18 protein-coding genes are annotated in these 20,583 nt (G+C 34.3%); 6 read left to right on the forward strand and 12 right to left on the reverse strand.

The window, feature by feature from the left end:
- From FEM21_RS05490 to FEM21_RS05525, 8 genes are all read right to left on the reverse strand, one after another.
- Positions 1-1,116: aldose epimerase family protein (locus FEM21_RS05490; RefSeq protein WP_035658754.1), on the reverse strand; the 1,116-nt coding region annotated here is incomplete at its 3' end.
- A 95-nt stretch (positions 1,117-1,211) separates the two neighbouring features.
- Positions 1,212-2,720, reverse strand: coding sequence for an L-arabinose isomerase (araA, locus tag FEM21_RS05495; RefSeq protein WP_035658755.1), 1,509 nt, complete (start codon positions 2,718-2,720; stop codon positions 1,212-1,214).
- 91 nt (positions 2,721-2,811) lie between these two features.
- Positions 2,812-3,510, reverse strand: a complete 699-nt coding sequence (locus tag FEM21_RS05500; RefSeq protein ID WP_035658756.1) for an L-ribulose-5-phosphate 4-epimerase — start codon at positions 3,508-3,510, stop codon at positions 2,812-2,814.
- 9 nt (positions 3,511-3,519) lie between these two features.
- Entirely contained in the window at positions 3,520-5,187 is a 1,668-nt protein-coding gene (locus FEM21_RS05505) for a ribulokinase (RefSeq protein ID WP_035658757.1), read from the reverse strand.
- Between the two features lie 125 nt (positions 5,188-5,312).
- Complete coding sequence (locus FEM21_RS05510) at positions 5,313-7,298, reverse strand: alpha-L-arabinofuranosidase C-terminal domain-containing protein (RefSeq protein WP_035658758.1); 1,986 nt, start codon at positions 7,296-7,298, stop codon at positions 5,313-5,315.
- 43 nt (positions 7,299-7,341) lie between these two features.
- Entirely contained in the window at positions 7,342-8,313 is a 972-nt protein-coding gene (locus FEM21_RS05515) for an arabinan endo-1,5-alpha-L-arabinosidase (RefSeq protein WP_035658759.1), read from the reverse strand.
- Between the two features lie 4 nt (positions 8,314-8,317).
- Entirely contained in the window at positions 8,318-9,307 is a 990-nt protein-coding gene (locus FEM21_RS05520; RefSeq protein ID WP_035658804.1) for a glycoside hydrolase family 43 protein, read from the reverse strand.
- A 4-nt stretch (positions 9,308-9,311) separates the two neighbouring features.
- Positions 9,312-10,859, reverse strand: coding sequence for an alpha-N-arabinofuranosidase (locus tag FEM21_RS05525; protein ID WP_035658805.1), 1,548 nt, complete (start codon positions 10,857-10,859; stop codon positions 9,312-9,314).
- 324 nt (positions 10,860-11,183) lie between these two features.
- On the opposite strand from FEM21_RS05525, the gene FEM21_RS05530 reads away from it, so the two are divergent.
- Positions 11,184-11,873, forward strand: a complete 690-nt coding sequence (locus FEM21_RS05530; protein WP_035658760.1) for an NUDIX hydrolase — start codon at positions 11,184-11,186, stop codon at positions 11,871-11,873.
- 87 nt (positions 11,874-11,960) lie between these two features.
- On the opposite strand, the gene FEM21_RS05535 is transcribed toward FEM21_RS05530, so the two are convergent.
- Positions 11,961-13,541, reverse strand: coding sequence for an NADP-dependent glyceraldehyde-3-phosphate dehydrogenase (locus tag FEM21_RS05535; RefSeq protein ID WP_035658761.1), 1,581 nt, complete (start codon positions 13,539-13,541; stop codon positions 11,961-11,963).
- 44 nt (positions 13,542-13,585) lie between these two features.
- Positions 13,586-13,897: a rhodanese-like domain-containing protein gene (locus tag FEM21_RS05540; protein WP_035658762.1), complete on the reverse strand. Its 312-nt coding sequence runs from the start codon at positions 13,895-13,897 to the stop codon at positions 13,586-13,588.
- Positions 13,898-14,219: 322 nt separating this feature from the next.
- On the opposite strand from FEM21_RS05540, the gene FEM21_RS05545 reads away from it, so the two are divergent.
- A complete protein-coding gene (locus tag FEM21_RS05545; RefSeq protein ID WP_035658763.1) occupies positions 14,220-14,897 on the forward strand; it encodes a hypothetical protein in 678 nt (225 codons plus the stop codon).
- 3 nt (positions 14,898-14,900) lie between these two features.
- Here FEM21_RS05545 and cydB read toward each other — a convergent pair whose 3' ends face one another.
- Positions 14,901-15,977, reverse strand: a complete 1,077-nt coding sequence (gene cydB, locus FEM21_RS05550; RefSeq protein ID WP_035658764.1) for a cytochrome d ubiquinol oxidase subunit II — start codon at positions 15,975-15,977, stop codon at positions 14,901-14,903.
- A 3-nt stretch (positions 15,978-15,980) separates the two neighbouring features.
- On the reverse strand, positions 15,981-17,312 hold the full coding sequence (locus FEM21_RS05555; RefSeq protein WP_035658765.1) for a cytochrome ubiquinol oxidase subunit I: 1,332 nt from the start codon (positions 17,310-17,312) through the stop codon (positions 15,981-15,983).
- A 182-nt stretch (positions 17,313-17,494) separates the two neighbouring features.
- Between FEM21_RS05555 and FEM21_RS05560 the strand changes: the two genes are divergently transcribed.
- The 4 genes from FEM21_RS05560 to FEM21_RS05575 all read left to right on the forward strand — a co-directional run bounded on the left by FEM21_RS05560 (position 17,495) and on the right by FEM21_RS05575 (position 20,413).
- Positions 17,495-18,913: an MBL fold metallo-hydrolase gene (locus FEM21_RS05560; protein WP_035658766.1), complete on the forward strand. Its 1,419-nt coding sequence runs from the start codon at positions 17,495-17,497 to the stop codon at positions 18,911-18,913.
- A gap of 81 nt (positions 18,914-18,994) precedes the next feature.
- The gene (locus FEM21_RS05565; RefSeq protein WP_035658767.1) at positions 18,995-19,207 is read left to right on the forward strand and encodes a YgaP family membrane protein; all 213 of its coding nucleotides are present in this window, start codon (positions 18,995-18,997) and stop codon (positions 19,205-19,207) included.
- Between the two features lie 127 nt (positions 19,208-19,334).
- Positions 19,335-19,910 carry a Crp/Fnr family transcriptional regulator gene (locus FEM21_RS05570; RefSeq protein WP_035658768.1) on the forward strand — a complete coding sequence of 192 codons (576 nt, stop codon included), beginning with the start codon at positions 19,335-19,337 and terminating at the stop codon, positions 19,908-19,910.
- A gap of 68 nt (positions 19,911-19,978) precedes the next feature.
- Positions 19,979-20,413, forward strand: coding sequence for a carboxymuconolactone decarboxylase family protein (locus tag FEM21_RS05575; RefSeq protein WP_035658769.1), 435 nt, complete (start codon positions 19,979-19,981; stop codon positions 20,411-20,413).
- Positions 20,414-20,583: the final 170 nt, after the last annotated feature.

A 20,583-nucleotide genomic window follows, 5' to 3' on the forward strand; every position in this document is an offset into this window, starting at 1 on the left:
TGATGGGAAAGATTTTTGATTTGGCGAATCAGGATAATGCTGTGTTTCTAAACAAAGCCCTGTTCTGTGTGCATACGTTTTACCATCTCTTGTTGGCAAAGTTCCATCTAAGAAGTTCCCTGTGTATAATTGGATTCCCGGCTCATCAGTAAATACCTCCATAACTCTTCCGCTGGTTGGCTCGTAAACTGAAGCCGCTAAACGGAATCCTTTGTCCTGATTATTCAACACCCAGCAGTGATCGTAACCTTTACCTCTTTTCAATTGCTCATTGGCAACTTCAATATCTTTTCCAATTGCTTTTGGTTTTCTGAAATCAAACGGTGTATTAGCCACATCATCTAATTTACCTGTTGGAATCAATGTTTCATCAACCGGAACTAATTTATCAGCATCGATAGTTACTTCGTTATCCAAAATTGTTTTAGAAAAATCTCCCGAAAGATTAAAATAAGAGTGTTGCGTTAAATTCACTACCGTTTTCTTATCAGTAGTAGCTTCGTAATCTACTTCTAAAGTATTATCAGCAGTTAAAGTATAGGTTACAAAAACAGTTAAGTTTCCAGGAAAACCTTCTTCCATATCTTTAGAAACATACTTTAATTTTAAAGTAGCATTCGCACCACCTTTAGCTTCTTCAGCCGTCCAAATTGCTTTATGAAATCCCATTGGTCCTCCGTGTAAACTATTTGGTCCATCATTAGCAGCTAATTTGTACTCTTTTCCGTCTAAAGAGAATTTAGCCTTAGCAATACGGTTTCCGTATCTTCCAATTAAAGCCCCAAAAAACGGATTATCCTTAGTATATTGTTCGAAATTATTAAAACCAAGAACTACATCTTCTGAAACCCCTGCTTTGTTAGGCACTTTTAAAGAAGTGATAATTCCACCATAAGTCATGATATCTACTTCCATGCCTTTTTGATTTTTCAACTTGTAGCTGTAAATCTTTTCACCTTTAGCAGTAGTCCCATACTCTAATTTTTCAATAGTCAAACTATCTTTTTGAACAGCAACCTGCTCCTGATTTTCTTTTTTATCACCTTTACATTGAACAGAAAGTCCGGCTGTGGTAATAACAGCTAATCCTAAAACGCAACTTTTTAATAAATTCATACTTTTTATTTTTATTGGTTAATAGAGAAGTCATAAAGTCAAAAGATACAATAACTTTTGACTTTATGACTTGGTAAATTTGTTTCTAAAAAAGATTACAATCCAGTTTGAAATAAATGGTAATAAGCTTCATTTGCATTCAAAGTTTCTTTGAAAGAACGGATTTTTGTATCATTATCAATAACTACTAATTCGATTCCTGCAATATCAGCAAAATCTTCCATAAACTCAGTAGTAACCGCCTGACTGTATACTGTATGGTGAGCACCACCAGCTAAAATCCAGGCAGTAGCAGCGATATCCAAGTTAGGTTTACAATCCCAAAGTACACGTGCAACAGGTAATTTTGGTAAATCAGCCATAGGCTTTACAGCAGTTACTTCGTTTACGATTAAACGGAAACGAGTTCCCATATCTACTAATGACACATTGATAGCATCACCAGCAGGCGAATTGAATACCAAACGAACAGGATCTTCTTTTCCACCAATTCCTAACGGGTGAATTTCACAAGATGGTTTTCCGTCAGTGATAGAAGGACAGATTTCTAGCATGTGAGAACCTAAAACGTATGATTTCTCAGGTGTGAAGTGGTAAGTATAGTCTTCCATGAAAGAAGTTCCTCCTTCAAGACCGATGTTCATTACTTTCAAAACACGAACCATAGCAGCTGTTTTCCAGTCACCTTCTCCACCAAAACCATAACCATCAGCCATTAAACGCTGAGTTGCAATTCCTGGTAATTGTTTTAATTCTCCTAAGTTTTCGAAAGTATCAGTAAAAGCACCAAAACCACCTTCTTCTAAGAAAGCTCTCATACCTAATTCGATTCTTGCAGCATCTCTTAATGATTCTCTTTGCTCTCCTCCTTTTTGCAATTTTGGAGCTAAATTATAAGACTCTTCGTAAACTGCTACTAAAGCATCAACATCTGCCTCAGAGAATTGTTTCATTTTGTTCACAATATCAGAAGAATCGTAACCGTTAACAGCAACACCAAAACGAATTTGAGCCTCAACTTTATCTCCACAAGTAACTGCAACTTCACGCATGTTGTCTCCAAAACGCGCTACTTTTAAGTTTTGCATTTCGTCCCAACCTAAAGCTACTCTAGACCAGTTTCCTAATTTAGTCTGAACTCTCACGTCTTCCCAGTGACCTACAACCACTTTACGTTTTTTACGCATTCTTGACATGATGTAACCAAACTCTCTGTCTCCGTGAGCTGATTGATTCAAGTTCATGAAATCCATATCAATAGAAGCCCATGGAATTTCAGCATTGTATTGTGTATGTAAGTGACATAATGGTTTTTTAAGAATACTCAAACCATTAATCCACATTTTAGCCGGTGAAAAAGTGTGCATCCAAGCGATGATACCGATACAGTTTTTGCTTGAATTAGCCTCCATGCAGATATCAGTAATCTCTGTTGGTGACTTAGCCACAGTTTTGTAAACCACTTTTACAGGAACTTTACCAGAAGCATCAATTCCTTTTGCAATTGCCTGAGAGTGTACCGCAACCTGCTTTAAAGTTTCTTCACCATATAAGTTTTGGCTTCCTACTACAAACCAAACTTCTTTTTTAGAAATATCAATCATTATTTTTTTGTTTAATTGTTTAATGTTTATTTGTTAAACTGTTTAATCGTTGAACTGCTGAATCGAATAAACGATTCCCCGAATAAACTTTTTATTGTCCGTAATAAGCATCTTTTCCATGCTTACGATCGTAATGTTTTTTAATCAAAGAATCTTTCAATCTTGGAGCTGCCGGATTAATTTGTAATGTCAAATAAGCCATTTGAGCCACAACTTCTAATACTTTAGAATTATAAACTGCTTTAGCAGCATTTTTCCCCCAGGCAAATGGACCGTGGTTCCCTAACAAAACCATTTCTGTTTCTTCATAAGAAAGATTTTTTTCTTTGAAACAATCCAAGATTTGGATTCCTGTATTGTGCTCGTAGTTTCCTTCGATTAAATCATCAGCCATTGGCGCAGCACAAGGAATATCTGAAGTTAAATGATCGGCGTGAGTTGTTCCAAAAATTGGAATATCTCTTTGCGCCTGAGCCCAGGCTACTGAATAAGTAGCGTGAGTATGAGCAACACCGCCAATGTTTGGCCAGTGTTTGTACAAATAAGCATGAGTTTTAGTGTCAGAAGAAGGACGTTTATCCCCTTCAATAATATTATTATCAAAATCAACAATAACAATATCCTCAGCTTTCAACTCTTCATAAGGTACACCACTTGGTTTTATCGCAAAAACGCCATTTTCTCTATCAACAGCACTTACATTTCCAAAAGTATATACTACTAAATTCAATTCATTTAGTTGCATATTAGCTTCGTAACATTCTTGTTTTAATGCTTGGTATTTACTCATTTTACTTAATTATTTTGTTATAGATTCAACGAATTGACTTAATACAGAATACGAATCCATCAATTCCTGGTATTTTTCAATTTTATCAGCCTGTGGGAAATATTCGCTTTCAAAATCACTTCCCATTTTTTTAGCCGCTTCAATTACATTTGGATAAATTCCCGCAGCAACCGCAGCATAAATAGCAGCTCCTAAAGCTGGTGCCTGATCAGAAGCACAAACTTTAATTGGCTTGTTCAACACATTAGCCAAAGTTTGCATGATAAATGGTGATTTTCTGGCCACACCACCAATTCCGATTACAGAATCAATACGAACACCTTCTTCCTCAAAACGATCTACAATTTTCTTAGATCCAAAACAGATGGAGTTGATTAAGGCTTTGAAAATATGAGGCGCTTTTGTTCCTAAAGAAAGATTAGTCATCGCACTCTTCAATCCTTGATTAGCATCCGGAGTTCTACGGCCATTTACCCAGTCCAAAGCAGTTGGGATACTTTCTGACAACGGAATTGCCTCAGCTTGCTCTGTTAAAGTCTTGATGAAATTAGATTCTACTTCTTCTTTTAATTGTGCTTTTTGCTCTTCAGATAAAATAGTTGAGTTGTAAACCAAATTATCTAACGGCCAAGATAAAGTATCTTTAAACCAAGCCAAAACATCTCCAAAAGCAGATTGTCCGGCTTCTAAACCGATGTATCCCGGAATTACAGAACCATCTACTTGTCCACAAATTCCTTTTACAGTTTTGCTTCCTACAGCTTCATTAGAAGCTACGATGATATCACAAGTTGAAGTTCCCATTACGCGAACTAAAGCGTGCTCATCAATTTTAGCACCTACAGCTCCTGAGTGAGCATCAAAAGTTCCAACAGCAATGATTGTATCGGTTGTTAGTCCTAATTTTGTTGCCCATTCCTGGTTTAATTTACCGGCAACTAAATCAGATGTATACGTTTCATTGTATAATTTCCCTCTCAATTGAGCTAAATAAGGATCTAACTTAGTTAAGAATTCTTCAGCTGGTAAACCATTCCAGTCCGCATGCCACATCGCTTTGTGTCCTGCTGCACAACGGCTTCTTTTGAAAGTAGCTAAATCTTTGTCGTCAATCAATAAGAAAGTCATGTAATCACAGTGCTCCATCCAAGAGTGAGCTGCATTTTTTACAGCCTCATCTTCACGAACAATGTGTAAAATTTTTGCCCAAAACCACTCAGAAGAATAAATTCCTCCTTCGTATTTAGTGAAATCCTCACCACCCCATGAAGCAGCCAATTCATTGATTTCGTTAGCTTCGTTGATAGCAGTGTGATCTTTCCACAAAATCATCATCGCATTTGGATTGTGCTCAAATTCTTTGGTTAAAGATAACGGAGTACCATCGGCATTTACAGGAATTGGTGAAGAACCTGTAGTATCGATACAAATACTTTTTATTTCTGACGGATTAACATTTGCCTGAGCAACAACCGATTTAATTGTTGATTCCAATCCTTCAATGTGATCCAAAGGATGCTGACGGAATTGATTAATTGATGGGTTACAATATTCATTGTTTTTCCATCTCTTGTAATGACAAACATCTGAGGCTAATTCCTGCCCATTTTCGGTATCAATTAATACGGCGCGAACTGAGTCTGACCCGTAATCTAAACCTATTACATAATTTTTCATCTTCAGTATTTAAAATATGGCTACAAATATAGAATAAAATAACATGAAGTGTAACACTCACACTTCATATTATTTTATTAATTTTTGATTTATTTAGTTATAAAAATATTTCTCTAAAAAACTTCTTATTTCATTTTCAATTTCAACACTACAAAAGAATAAGCAGGTAAGCTTACTGCTGCTTTTTTCCCTGTTAGTTTAAAATCTTTTTCGCTAGGAGTAATTTTTGTTGGCTCAGCCAATGTGTTATAATCTTCTAAATTTTGATGAGTCAACAAAATCATTTTTCCTTTTGAATCAACATTTTTTCCTGATAAATTCACTTCAAGATCTTGTGCTTTTCCTGAAGTATTTACTAATTTTAAAATCAGTTCTTTTTTATCAGTGTCTTTTGCTGCTGTAGCATACAATTCCTCTTGTCCAGTTAACGGTTTTCCATCCTTCGTTATTGCCAATACATCAGTACCTCTATTATTAGAATACATTTTTTGCACATAATAGTTAGCCGTTCCATAAGAATTTAAATTGTCAAACCAAATCATATCCGGAGCCCATTGAAATGCATCTACGTGAGCCATTAGAGGCGCATACGAAGTTAAATGAACCACATCAGCATTACGCTCTAAACCGGTCATAAATGCTGCTTCAGAAACTGCCGATAACCAGTTATTTTCTTTCAACCCATCTTCAACTCCTTTTGGATGTGCTGCATATTCTCCAGCAAAAATCTTCGGTCCTTTTCTATCGTATTTATCATAACGTGCCGCATTTTCTTTAAACCATTCCGGATTTTTGTAATAATGCTCATCTACGATTTCAGCATTTAACTTTTTAAGTTCTTCCCATCCGTAATCAAACATTGCCCCGTCAGGCGAAGGTCCTGAACCGGAGACAATAGTCATGTTAGGATATTTTTCTTTTATCGCTTTTGCAAAAATCTTATATCTTTCGATATATTGTGGTCCCCATTGTTCGTTTCCAACTCCAATAAACTTCAAATTAAACGGTTTTGGGTGTCCCATATCTGACCTTAATTTACCCCATTTTGTAGTTACAGCTCCATTGGCAAATTCGATTAAATCCAATGCATCCTGAACATAAGGATCTAATTCTTCTAACGGAACCAATTCTCCTGAATTGTACTGACAAGCAATTCCACAGCTCAAAATAGGCAATGGTTCTGCTCCAATATCTTCCGAAAGTTGGAAATACTCATAAAATCCTAAACCAAAAGACTGGAAATAATCTGGGGCTTGCTTGTTTTTAAACTCCACATTCCAACGGTTAATCATTGTTTCTCTATCTTCAACAGGACCAACGGTTTTTTTCCATTGGTATCTGTTTTCCAAAGTTCTTCCTTCAACAATACATCCTCCCGGGAAACGTACAAATCCTGGTTTTAAATCATATAATAATTGTACAATATCTTTACGTAAACCATTTTTTCTATTTTTCCAAGTTTCCTCAGGAAACAACGAAATCATATCTAAATCAATAGTTCCTGTTCCTTCAAAAGTGATTTTTAATTGAGCCTTAGCCTCAGTTCCAGTAGCGACAATTTGTGTCGAATAATCTTTCCAACCAGTTGATGAAGGAACAATCGAAGTTTCTCCCAAGACTTTTTTGTTCGCATCAACAAATTGCACAATGATTTTTTTGATCTCATTATTATGATTAGCCGCTTTTAAAGAAAGATTGTATTTAGCATCTTTCTTAATTCCCATACCTCTAAATCCTTCGTTTAAAATTTGGTATCCTTTATCATTATTGATAATTACTCTGCAAAAATCAGGATTATTAGGATTTTCAGAAGTACGCATAGGCGTTGCAATCCCGGAATCTTTATTAAAAGAATGTACATTACTATTAGGCTGCAGCCATCCCATTAATGGCGCATCAAAACCAAAAGTTCTGTTCTTAACCATTTCGGCATACAAACCTCCATCGGCAGCAAAATTGATATCTTCAAAAAAGACACCATACATTGTCGGCTGAATTTTAGTAATCGATTTAGTTAAATCTACTTCTAATTTTGTTTTTTGGGCTGTTGCCAAGAAACTACTTAATAGTAAACCGCAAACGGTACTTTTAGTCATTAAATTTAATTTCATTTCTTTATTTTAGTTTGGTTAATGTCTTGTGTTATTCTTTCAATTATTCTGTTATTACTGGCCATAAATCAGCATCCCATTGCAACTCTTTTACTATTAGCATAGGCTTTCCATTTTGCTGTGCATCATAACCATGATAAAAAAGATAATCTTTTCCATCAAAAGTATAAGCGCTGTTATGGCCTACGCCAAAATAGTTTTCATTTCCTTTAGTTACAATGCTTCCGCCTCCCTGAGCCAACAAATTCCCTTGTTTGTCAACATAAGGACCAGTAACATTTTTAGCTCTTCCTACTACTACTTTATAAGTACTTTCTTTTCCTTTGCAACACAAATCCCAGGAAGTAAACAAATAATAATAACCATTTTTCCTGAATATAAAAGGCGCTTCGATTGCCGAACTTCCTCCGGACAATGGCGTATTTTTTCGTTTTGCAATGCTGTGCCATTCTTGCGGCTCAGCAATCGATTTTAAATCGGGACTTAATTTAAACATTTTTATTCCATCCCAAAAAGAACCAAATGAAAACCATGCGGTATTATTTTCGTCAATAATTACATTAGGATCAATGGCGTTCCATTCGTCTCTGTTTGAATGAGACTGCACTACAATTCCATGATCTGTCCATTTGTAATTTTTGTCTTTCGGATTTAAAGTAACATTTGTAGCGACACCTATTGCCGAAGTATTTTTACCAAAGGCGGAAACCGAATAGTACAAATAATATAAATTGTTATAGAATAGAATATCGGGAGCCCAAATATGATTATCAAAATTTGGAACCACTGATGTTGCCCAAACTGGTTTTTCTGTAAAAACTGCTGGTTCCGGTTTCCAATTTTTCAAATCCTTAGAACTATACGTCTTAATTCCTTTTCCTGTACAAAAAAGATAATAAGTGTCTTTTTCTTTGATTACCACTGGATCGTGTACCGAAATATTTTGTGCATTTGATTCGAAAACAATCAAAAACAGCAATAAGAACGAGCTTAACTTAGTTTTAAAAAACGGCATTTTCTTATTTTTGAATTCCTTCTGATGTCATCACCACACGTTTCATAGTTCCGTCCGGATTGTAATACAAACGGTCTACACAAACTGATCTTCTAAAACTTCCGCCATCGGTAGGAATAGATCCATTATGGTAAATAAAATACCATTTGCCTTTAAATTCAATAATCGCCTGATGATTTGTATTAGAATTTCCGGCAACTTCATTCAAAATACCCTTATATTCCCAAGGTCCTGTAATCGATTTACTCATGGCATAAGCAATTTTTTCAGGAAATTGATACGCATAAGACAAATAATACCAGTCTTTACGTTTATGAATCCAGGGTGCTTCGGTAAAATTAGGTAAGTCTATAGTTTGAATTGGTCCATCCATTTCAATCATGTTATCTTTTAATTTCACATAATTACAAACCGTATTTCCCCAAATTAAATAAGCCTGACCGTCATCATCTACCATTACTGTTGGATCAATATCATCCCAACTAATTTTAGTTTTAGTAGTCATATCATTCGTAATTAATGCTTTTCCTAAAGCATCTTTAAAAGATCCTGTTGGACTATCAGCAACTGCAATTCCGATGGATTTTCCATGAATCGTTCCGTGAGAAACGGTTACAAACCAATAGAATTTTCCGTTTTTTTCAATCACTTGTCCTGCCCATGCATCACCTTTAGCCCAGGAAAAATCAGTAGGTTTTAAAGGAACTGGATGTTCCTGCCAATTAACCATATCTGAAGACGAATATACTAGCCATTCGTTCATTCGATACGAATTCACATCTTTTGGCGGTACATCGTGTCCTGCATAAAGATACACCTTGTCTTTGTACACAATGGCAGCCGGATCAGCAGTATATTTATCGGTAATAATAGGATTATTCATTTTCAGCGAAGGCTGATTTTGTTTAGCAACTGTATCTTTTACAGCAGCTGTTTTACAGGAAACAACTGCTGATAAAAGACTCACACTAAATAATAGAGTTCTGATTTTCATAAATTTATTTCCCTTCAAATACTACAACAGAAAACGCAGGAATAGTTATTTCTAATTTCCCTTTAGCATTTTTAAAGCCTTTGAATTCCTTAGGTTCAATTGCATTTGGTTTATCAAATGAATTATAGTCCTGTAATTTTTTAGAAGTCAAAATGGTTGCAGTAACATTTTTCAATCCCAATTCAGCCAAATCAATTTCGATTTTATTTTCTTTCTTAGAATCAACATTTACTAATGAAATATGTACAAAACCGCTTTTATCTTTTGATGCCGAAGCCGAGATTGCAGGCAAACTTTTACCTCCTAAAGTGTACATTGGCGAAGTAAAGTTAACAGGCAACAACTCAGCGTCCTGATGCACACGGTACATTTTCATAACATGATAAGTTGGCGTCAAAATCATTTTAGCCTTATCAGTCAAAATAACTGCTTGCAATACATTGACACATTGCGCTAAATTAGCCATACGAACTCTATCGGCATGGTTATTAAAAGTATTCAGCGTTGTCCCAGCAATCATAGCATCACGCATAGTGTTTTGTTGGTACAAAAATCCAGGATTAGTCCCTTTTTCTACTTCATACCAGCCACCCCATTCGTCTACAGCCATGGTTACTTTTTTCTCAGGATCATATTTATCCATGATAGCAGCATGCTTAGCAACTAATTCTTCCATTTTTAAAGCCGATTTCATAGTTTCGAAATATTGACTTTCGGTAAAATCAACTGCATCACCTTTTTTCTTCCAATTAATTACAGCATAATGATGTACTCCTAATCCGCCCAACATATTTGTTGGAATGTTTTTCATCAAAACTTCTGTCCAGTTATAATCGGCACCATTTGAACCAGATGCAATACGTGTAATTCCACCTGTATTTTCCCAATCTGACATAAAAGTGGCATATTTACGATACTCTCCTGAATAATATTCCGGTGTCATATTTCCTCCGCATCCCCAGGCTTCATTTCCTACTCCCCAGAATTTCACTTTCCAAGGTTCGATTCTTCCGTTTTGTTTACGCAAATCACTCATTGGACTTTTTCCTGCAAAATTTACATATTGAACCCAGTCAGCCAATTCCTGAACTGTTCCGCTTCCTATGTTTCCAGCTAAATAAGGTTCTGCACCAAGTACTTCACATAAATTCAAAAAATCATGAGTCCCAAAACTATTGTCTTCAGTTGTTCCTCCCCACCATTGATTTACAATTGTTGGTCGGTTTTCTTTTGGACCAATACCATCTTTCCAATGATAAGTATCGGCAAAACAACCTCCTGGCCATCTTAAATTTGGAATTTTTAATTCTTTTAATGCAGCAATAATATCATTTCTAACACCGTTTGTATTTGGAATTTTAGAAGTGTCACCTACAAAAAAACCTCCGTAGATACATCTCCCTAAATGTTCTGCGAAGTGACCATAAATATTTTTATTGATAACAGTAGGCTTCTCAGCTTTTTTAATACTAAGAATTGTGGTTTCTTTTTGTGAAAAAATAAGTTGACTACAAAAAGTAAAAATCAACAATAAGAACAGATTTTTTTTCATTCTGGTTGCTTTTTTATTGGTTATAAGTGTATGTTTAACATTTGTAAATATAAGTAAAATAAAAAGATAAAAACAAACTAAAAGAAAGAAATAAGTATCAAATACTAAGGTATTTATTAACAAACTGACAAGTAAATTGAGACGTCACAACGAAAATAAATATTGTAGCAAAATAGACTTAAAATTATCTAAAGTTAAATCATTGAATTATCAATAATGATTTTAAATAAATCGACTCGTTTTTTGTAGAAAAATGAAAATTAATTAAATTATGATACTTTTTTAGAAAGTGACTATATTTACCCAAAAAATAAACAAACTAAGATGTTAAATAATTATAGCGCCGAGGACAAAGTCTTACTATCTGTCGATTGCATCATTTTTGGTTTTGACAAAGAAGGCTTAAAGATATTATTGATCAAAAGAGATTTTGCTCCCGAGAAAGGAAAATGGTCTTTAATGGGAGGTTTTTTAAAGAAAAGTGAGTCTTTAAATGGTGCTGCAATTAGGGTTCTAAATCGTTATACCGGACTTCAGGATATTTACATGGAGCAATTGTATGCTTATAGTGAAGTAGACAGAGACCCGGTTGACCGAACTATTTCGGTAGCTTTTTATGCACTGATTAATATTGAAAATCACGATACTGATTTAATAAAAGATCACGAGGCCGAGTGGTTTAGCATTTCTAAAATGCCTAATCTAATTTTTGACCATAACGAAATGGTAAATCATGCTGTGAGAAGATTACGCTACAGAACCTCAACAAAACCGGTAGGATTTGAACTTTTGCCTGAAAAATTCACCATGCGCCAGTTACTGGAATTGTATGAAGCAATTTTAGACAAAGAATTAGACAAAAGAAATTTCATTAGTAAAATCAATTCCTTAGACATTTTAGTGAAACTAAATGAGAAAGACATGCTTTCGTCCAGAAAAGGTTCTTATTTATATATGTTTGACAAAGAAAAATACGAAGATAAATTGCTCAATCATTTTGTTCTGAATTTATAATTTTCATTTACTTTTTCGAAAATCAAAATAAAAAACCCGCCTCAATGAGACGGGTTTTCCTGTTTTTAGATTGTTTTTAGTTAAGTACTACAAGATATAATCGGTATTAATAAAGTTAGATTCTTTACTATTCAATAATTCTTGTAATATTTCGTTATTGTAAGCATTGTCTTTAGAAGCTACAAAAGTTCTAATTGAGAATGAACGTAAGGCGTCAAAAACACTTAATGTACCTACAGCAGAATCTTTACGACCTGTAAACGGATACACATCCGGTCCACGTTGGCAAGAGCTGTTCAGGTTTACTCTACATACTAAGTTTACTAAAGCATCAATAAGCGGCGCAATAGTTGTGATATTTTTACCAAATAAACTTACTTGCTGACCATAATTAGACTCAGCCATATCGTTTAATGGTTCCTGAATATCTTTGAAAGTCATAATTGGCACCACTGGTCCAAATTGCTCTTCGTGATACAAACGCATTTCTTTATTCACAGGGAATAAAACTGCTGGGAAAATATAATTTTCAGAATGTTGTCCACCTTTTTGGTTGATGATTTTAGCTCCTTTTGCAGTAGCATCATCAATTAAACCTTGAATATAAGCTGGTTTTTCTGCTTCCGGAAGCGGAGTCAATGCAACTGATTTGTCCCAAGGATTTCCAAAAACCAATGCATCTACTGCCTGAGAGAATCTTTTATTGAATTCTTCAGCAATTGATTCGTGAACATATAAAACTTTTAAAGCCGTACAACGTTGCCCATTGAAAGACAAAGTTCCTGTAATACATTCTGAAATAGCCAAATCTAAATCGGCATCAGGTAAAATAATAGCTGGATTTTTAGCTTCTAAACCTAAAACAAGACGTAATCTGTTTTTATTTGGATGTTGATCCTGCAAAGCAATTGCTGATTTACTGTTTCCAATTAAAGCCAAAATATCTACCACTCCTGATTTCATGATTGGAGAAGCAATTTCTCTACCTCTACCATACACGATATTAATAGCACCTTTTGGAAAACTGGTTTTAAAAGCTTCTAATAATGGCGAAATTAGCAATACTCCGTTTTTAGCAGGCTTAAAAATTACTGGATTCCCCATAATTAAAGCAGGAATCAGTAATGAAAAAGTTTCATTCAAAGGATAATTGTAAGGTCCTAAACATAAAACTACTCCAATAGGTCCTCTACGAATCATAGCATTTACACCCTGGCTTTTAGTAAAACGAGCATTACTTCGGTCTAATTGTTTGTAATGTTCGATAGTATCGTAAATATAATCTACTGTTCTGTCAAATTCCTTTTCAGAATCTCCTAATGATTTTCCAATTTCCCACATTAACAATTTCACTACTTCCTGACGGGTAGTTTTCATTTGTGTAACGAAATTCTCCATACATTTAATACGATCGGCTACTTTCATAGTTGGCCATAATCCCTGACCGTGATTAAAAGCATTTTTTGCAGAATTAACAACCTCAGCAGCTTCTTCCTCTCCCATAAAAGGAATAGTTCCTAATAAAGTAGGAGCATATTTTTCGGTAGAAGAAATAGTAGAATAAACTTCAGTTGTTTTTCCTGTCCATTTTTTTAATTCGCCATCAACTAAATAAGTATCCTGGTGTATTAATTTTGTTATTTTAAATTCTTCTGGTATTGAATTCATCTAGTTTTAATATTTTAGTTAGTGTTAATAAATGCAGTAGGATTTTAAGGAGTAACTACTTCTCCATCCCAATCTAACATACCTCCCAATAAGTTATAGGCATTATCAAATCCTAATTCATTCATGATTTCGCAAGCCTTTGCACTTCTAGCACCAGAACGGCAGTAAACATAGTAATTCTTACTTTTGTCTAATTGTTCAATTTCAGAAATAAAGCCCTGACCTTTGTGAATATCAATGTTTATGGCATTAGGAATAATCCCTTCATCACATTCGTCTTCAGTTCTTACATCTAAAATTACTGCATTCTCATCTGCTTCGAGTTGAGCAATCCAATCTTCTTGTGTCAAATTCATAATAATCAATTATTGTGTTTTTGTAAAATTACGATGTTTTAGCATTAAATAAACGTGATTCATTTGATTTAGAGAATAATTTAAAGAAAACGTTTTAGTGGGGTTGAAATAATCAACGTTTTTTACAATCACTTAATTTTTTGTTAAAAACTCAGTGGTTATTTCCCTTAAAAATGCACTTTCTTCAATTTGGTATTTTAAAAAACTGACTTTTATTCTTAAGAAAACAGCAAATAGCTACTATTTTATTTCTGTTTCTTTTACCAAAGTCTTAGAATTTTATCTAAAAAACTACTATATTAACAACATAAATACTTTTTAAATGAGATACTTATTTTTAGCATTACATCTATTTATTTTTAGCTGTAATTTTCAAAAGAAAAATCAAGAGATAAATACAATTAATAATTCTACAAACAAGAATGAGATTGACACATTATTAAATGATAAAAAATATTTTGCTATTGGCAACAAAGGAGCTACTCTAAAAATTATAGATCTTAAAGATTCAATAAAATTCAAAACTTTTGATGTAATTGATAGTAAAGACTCTATTTTAGTAATAGCAAAAAAGCTTGACACTTTAAATTTTAAATTATTCCTAAAAATGAATTCAGATTTAAAATTTGAAAATTACAAAGTTGAAGTTTACAATGGAAAATTAGCTGATCCAAATTTTGAATCACTCCCATCTGCTAAAAGATATGTCACTCGAATAAAAGAAGGAATTAAAAACGGGATTAATTTTGCTGGTAAGTTTACCCTAATAACTTGGGGATGTGGCTCACCTTGTCAAGGAGGTGTAATAATTAATAGAATTAATGGAAATATTTATGATGATTATTCTACAGCATACGGTTCTGACTTTAAAAAAGACAGTAAACTAATAATAATGAATTCTGGCATCATAGATACAGAAACTAAACTTATTCCATTTCATACCATTGTTAATTTAGAATATAAACTTTGGGAAGAAACGAAATTTATAGATTTGGAATAAAAATCAATGTTCCCCATACCCCACATCATCCATTTTACCATTGAATACTTTGTACTGGATAATAAAATAACCAATTACCAGAGCCAAAGCAATAACAAACCAATATACGCCCACTGATAAAGCATATTCTCCATTAGCAACATTATAAATAGTTAGCGAAGGGTTAACAGTATTAGTAGAAGGCAAAACAACTGGAAAAATAGAAGCTGTTGTAGAAGTGAATCCGCCCACGAGGAAAAGAGTCGAAAATAAAAATCCGGTTCCGTCTTTTTTGAAAGTTCTAATTTTGAAAAGTCCAAACAAACCCACAAACGTAATTATTGGAAAAATAAAAAGTATCGGGTTATCAATAAAATTATGAAATGGTTCTTTTTCAATAATATGCCAAACCGATAATGAAACAATAACTAATCCTAGCAAAACAAAATTCATTCTATAAATCATTTGTCTCAATTGGAAATTTAAAGAAGAATTGGTTTTGTAAATAATCCAATTCGCACCATGAATCATCAAAGCTACCACACTTACAACGCCAAGAAAAAGCGTAAACCAATCGATAATTCCCAGCTCGGCAGCTTCAGGACTAAAAGTGGAATTCCATAATGGTAAAAAGAAAAAATGAGGTTCCTGAGTAGAAACACCATTATTAACCATCCCCAGATTAACGCCACGAACAACATTGCCTAACGCCATTCCGAAAAACAATGCCAGTAAAAAACTCGCTATCCCGAAGGCTTTGTCCCAGACTGCTTCCCACATTCTGTTGTGAATTTGCCCTCGCAATTCTAAGCCTACAGCCCTAAAAATTAGCAGCCACAAAATCATCATTAGTGGCAAATAAAATCCACTGAAAGAAGCCGCATACAAGGTAGGGAAAGCGTAAAATAAAACACCTCCTGCTGCAATTAGCCAAACTTCATTTGCATCCCAAAAAGGACCAATTGCATTTGTAATTGCTTTTTTATCTTTCTCTGTTTTGGCAAAAAATAAATGAATAATTCCTGCTCCAAAATCGTAACCATCCAGCACTAAATAAGTAGCCAAAATGCCTATTAACACAACATACCAAAAGAATTCCATACCTTAATGTTTTTCTGGTTCCGGACCGTTATAAATAATTTTTCCAACTAACAAGGCGTACAACATACCTAATAAAGCATACAAACCGACGAATCCCATCAAGGTAAACAAGGTGTTTCCTGAAGAAACTGTTGGCGAAGCTCCATCGGCAGTGCGTAATAAATCATAGACTAACCACGGCTGACGTCCTAATTCTGCGGTGTACCAACCCGTAATATTTGCGATATAAGGAAATGGCATCAGGAATAAAAACGCCCACAATAACCATTTGGTTTTATACAATTGCTCTCTGCTTAACTGAAAAGCCGACAATAGCATCACTCCAATAAAAAGCGTACCTAAACCTACCATAATATGATAAGCATAGTACAATCCTGAAATATTTGTTGGATGTGTATCTTCCGGAAATTGGTCTAAGCCTTTTACTTCGGTATCCCAGTTACCATAGGTTAAAAAACTCAACACATTAGGCACTGCAATTTTATTATCCAGTTTTTTGTCTTTTACGTCTGGCTGACCAATTAATACAATTTCGGCTCCTTTTTCTTCAGTATGGAAAATTCCTTCCATAGCAGCAAAAGTTGCCGGCTGATGTTTTACAACATTTTTAGCCAATAAATCGCCTGTAGGCATCGCAACAATAATACTCGAAATCAAACCGAAAATAACTCCGGTTTTTAAAAACAGTTTTCCATAAGAAACATTTCTGTTCGATAAAATATAAAAAGCACCAATTCCTGCTACAACAAAAGAACTCGTGACCATCGATGCGGCCTGATTGTGTAAATACGAAGGCCAAAGCCAAACATTAGTAAACAAAGAAGAAAAGTTAGTCAGTACAAATTTTCCGTTTTTCAATATTTCATAACCTACCGGATGCTGCATCCAGGAATGCGTTGCGATAATTAAAAATCCGCTGGCCCAGGATCCTAAACAAATTAATAATCCGGTTACAAAATGCCATCGATGTCCCAGAATTTTTTCGCCAAATAAGAACATTCCTAAAAAAGAAGATTCCAGAAAAAACGAAAACATACCTTCCATTGCTAAAGTCTGTCCAATAATTCCCCCTGTTAATTCCGAAAACTTAGCCCAGTTAGTCCCAAACTGAAATTCCATTGGAATTCCGGTAACCACACCCATCGCAAAATTGAGGGCAAAAATCCGCATCCAAAAATGGGTTGCTTTGTTGTAATGTGTATCATTTGTTTTTAAGAATCTCCATTTAAAATAAACAATGATTAACGAAAGTCCCATTGTTAACTGCGGAAATAGGTAATGAAAAGTAATGGTAAACGCAAATTGCATTCGATCATAAAAGAGCATTTCTTCCATTGGGCAGGATTTTTTTTGATAGTGCAAATTTAACCCAAACAGCCCGAAAACTCCCTATAAAACTAAAGCAAAATTTATTATTTTCTGTTTTCGAATTAAGCAATTAAAATTCTTTACGTAACTTTAATGACCAACCGTCTTGAAGTAAACAATTTCATTACCTCTGACTAAAAAATAATGATATGAAAATCGAACAAATATATACAGGTTGTCTTGCTCAGGGAGCTTACTACATTACTTCAAATGGCGAAGCTGCGATTATTGATCCTTTGCGCGAAGTGCAACCTTACATTAATCGTTTGGAACGTGATGGCGTAAAATTAAAATACATTTTCGAAACCCATTTTCATGCCGATTTTGTTTCGGGACATTTGGATTTAAGTAAAAAAACCGAAGCCCCAATTGTTTTTGGACCTACAGCTGATCCCGAATTCAAAACAATAATCGCTACTGATGGTCAGGAATTTAAAATTGGAAACATTACTTTAAAAGCCTTGCATACTCCCGGACACACAATGGAAAGTACCTGCTATTTATTGCTGGATGAAAACCGCAAAGAGCATGCGCTTTTTTCTGGAGACACCTTATTTGTAGGCGATGTAGGAAGACCTGATTTGGCACAAAAAGCCGCTCACATGACTCAGGAGGAATTAGCTGCAACTTTATTTCATTCGTTACGAAATAAAATCATGCCTCTGCCTGACGATGTAATTCTGTATCCTGCACACGGCGCCGGAAGTTCTTGCGGAAAAAATATAGGCAAAGAAACGGTTTCAACTATTGGCGAACAAAAAGAAAGCAATTATGCGTTGAGAGCCAATATGACCGAAGCCGAATTTGTAAAAGAATTAATTGACGGATTATTACCTCCACCCGATTATTTTAAAATGAATGTAGCCATGAACAAAGAGGGTTACGAAAATTTCGAAACGATTTTAAACCACGGAATGATTCCTATTCCTGTTAATGATTTAGAAGCTGTCGCTGAAAAAACAAATGCCGTAATTCTGGATACCAGGAAGAATTCAAAATTTGCCAAAGGATTTATCCCGCAATCTATTAATATAGGTATTGACGGTGATTTTGCTCCCTGGGTTGGAACTCTAATTGCCGATGTCAAGCAGCCCATTATTCTGGTAACTGAAAAAGGAAAAGAAGAAGAATCTGTAACCCGATTAAGCCGTGTGGGTTTTGATAACGTAATTGGTCACTTAAAAGGCGGTTTTAAAGCATGGAAAAAAGCAGACAGGACGATCGATACAATTGATAGAATTTCAGCTAGAAAATTTACTAAGGAATTAAAAATTACTAAAAACAAAGTGATTGATGTTCGAAAAGAAGACGAATTTTGTAAAGGACATGTTCAGGGAGCGCATTCTAAACCTTTGGCTTACATTAATGACTGGATAAATGATATTAACCCAAAAGAGGAATTCTACATCCATTGTACCAGCGGTTATCGCAGTATGATTGCCGCTTCAATTTTACAAGCGAGAGGTTTTAGTAATTTTAAAGAGGTTGAAGGAGGTTTTAAAGCTATCGAAAAAACAAGCGTTCCAAAAACTGATTTTGAATGCGAAGAAAAACCACAAAACAAATAATTAATTGATTTTCAAATATTTAATTCGTAAATTTATACTACATTATCTGATTGTATTTTTAACTTTTAAATTTTAGAAATCATGAAACATAATATAGGAACTACAGATAAAACAATCCGCGTGATTGTTGCCCTCACACTGGCAACATTGTATTTTACAAATGCAGTTACCGGAAATTTAGGAATCTTTTTATTGGCATTTGCAATCGTATTACTAATTACTGTATCAATCAATTTTTGCCCTATGTACACGCCTTGGGGCATAAATACCTGTAAAAAGAAATTCACTCACTGACAGTTTACAAAACAAGCTCTTAATTGACTAATTAATGAGCTTGTTTACTTTTTTAAGTCTGTTGTAATTTATTTTATACCTAAATTTGAAATCTCAATTGATAACATTTTAAGTACCATAAAAAATAATGCACGAAATTTTCAGAACACATTTAGATAAATTCGTATCAATAAACGACGAAGAATTTGCTACAATTACTGCTTATTTTAAAATAATAAGTGTTCGAAAAAAAGAAAATTTACTTATTGAAGGTGCTGTTTGCAAATCGCATTATTTTGTATTAGAAGGTTGTTTGCGGAAATTTTTCATTAATAATAAAGGCGTCGAACAAACTACCGAATTTGCTATCGAAAACTGGTGGATTACTGATAATATTGCTTACGAGCGTCAATTACCTACTTCATTTTACATTCAGGCAGTAGAGAAATCACAAATACTCGTTATCAATCATGAAGCTCAGGAAAAATTATTATCCGAATTTCCTAAAATGGAGCGCTACTTTAGATTTGTTTACCAACGCGCTTATGCTGCTTCCCAAATGAGAATAAAATACCTGTATGATTTTACAAAAGAAGAGTTTTATGAACAGCTTTGTAAAAAACAGCCTGAATTTGTTCAGCGTATTCCACAATACCTCATCGCTTCTTTCCTTGGTTTTTCTCCGGAATATTTAAGCGAAATCAGGAAAAAAAAGCGTTCTTAAACCAGTTTAAGTTTTTAGTATTTTTTATTGCCCAACTTTGCTCTATTAAAATATAAAAACTTAAAATCATGAGAGTAAACATCAACGAAACAGAACCGCAAGCATTCAAAGCAATGTATGCATTAGAAGGCTATTTAGCAACTACACAATTAACACAAAGCCAAAAAGAATTAATTAAAATTCGTGCTTCACAAATCAATGGTTGTGCTTTTTGTATTGATATGCACACTAAAGATGCATTAAAATACGGCGAAACCACACAACGTATTTTCCTTTTAAACGCCTGGCGCGAAACTCAATTATTTACCGAAGAAGAAAAAGTACTTCTAGCCATTACCGAAGAAATCACCTTAATTACTAACAAAGGATTATCTGAAGAAACTTATGCTAAAGCCGAACAATTTTTCGACAAAAACAAAATTGCTCAAATTATCATGGCGGTAGTAACTATCAATGCATGGAACAGAATTGCGATAAGCACACAACTAGAACCGGCACAATAACAAACCTCAACCGACTCAAATCTGCAAGCATATTTTTTATTAGCCACAGATTAAAAAGATTATCACGGATTAATCTGTGTGAATCTTTTTAATCTGTGGCTAAACTATTTTCAAAAAACTAAAACGAAATACTATAAATTAGTTTAAAAAGATCTCTTATAAAATTATAT

The organism is Flavobacterium seoulense (assembly GCF_000695795.1).
Taxonomy (GTDB): Bacteria; Bacteroidota; Bacteroidia; order Flavobacteriales; family Flavobacteriaceae; genus Flavobacterium; species Flavobacterium seoulense.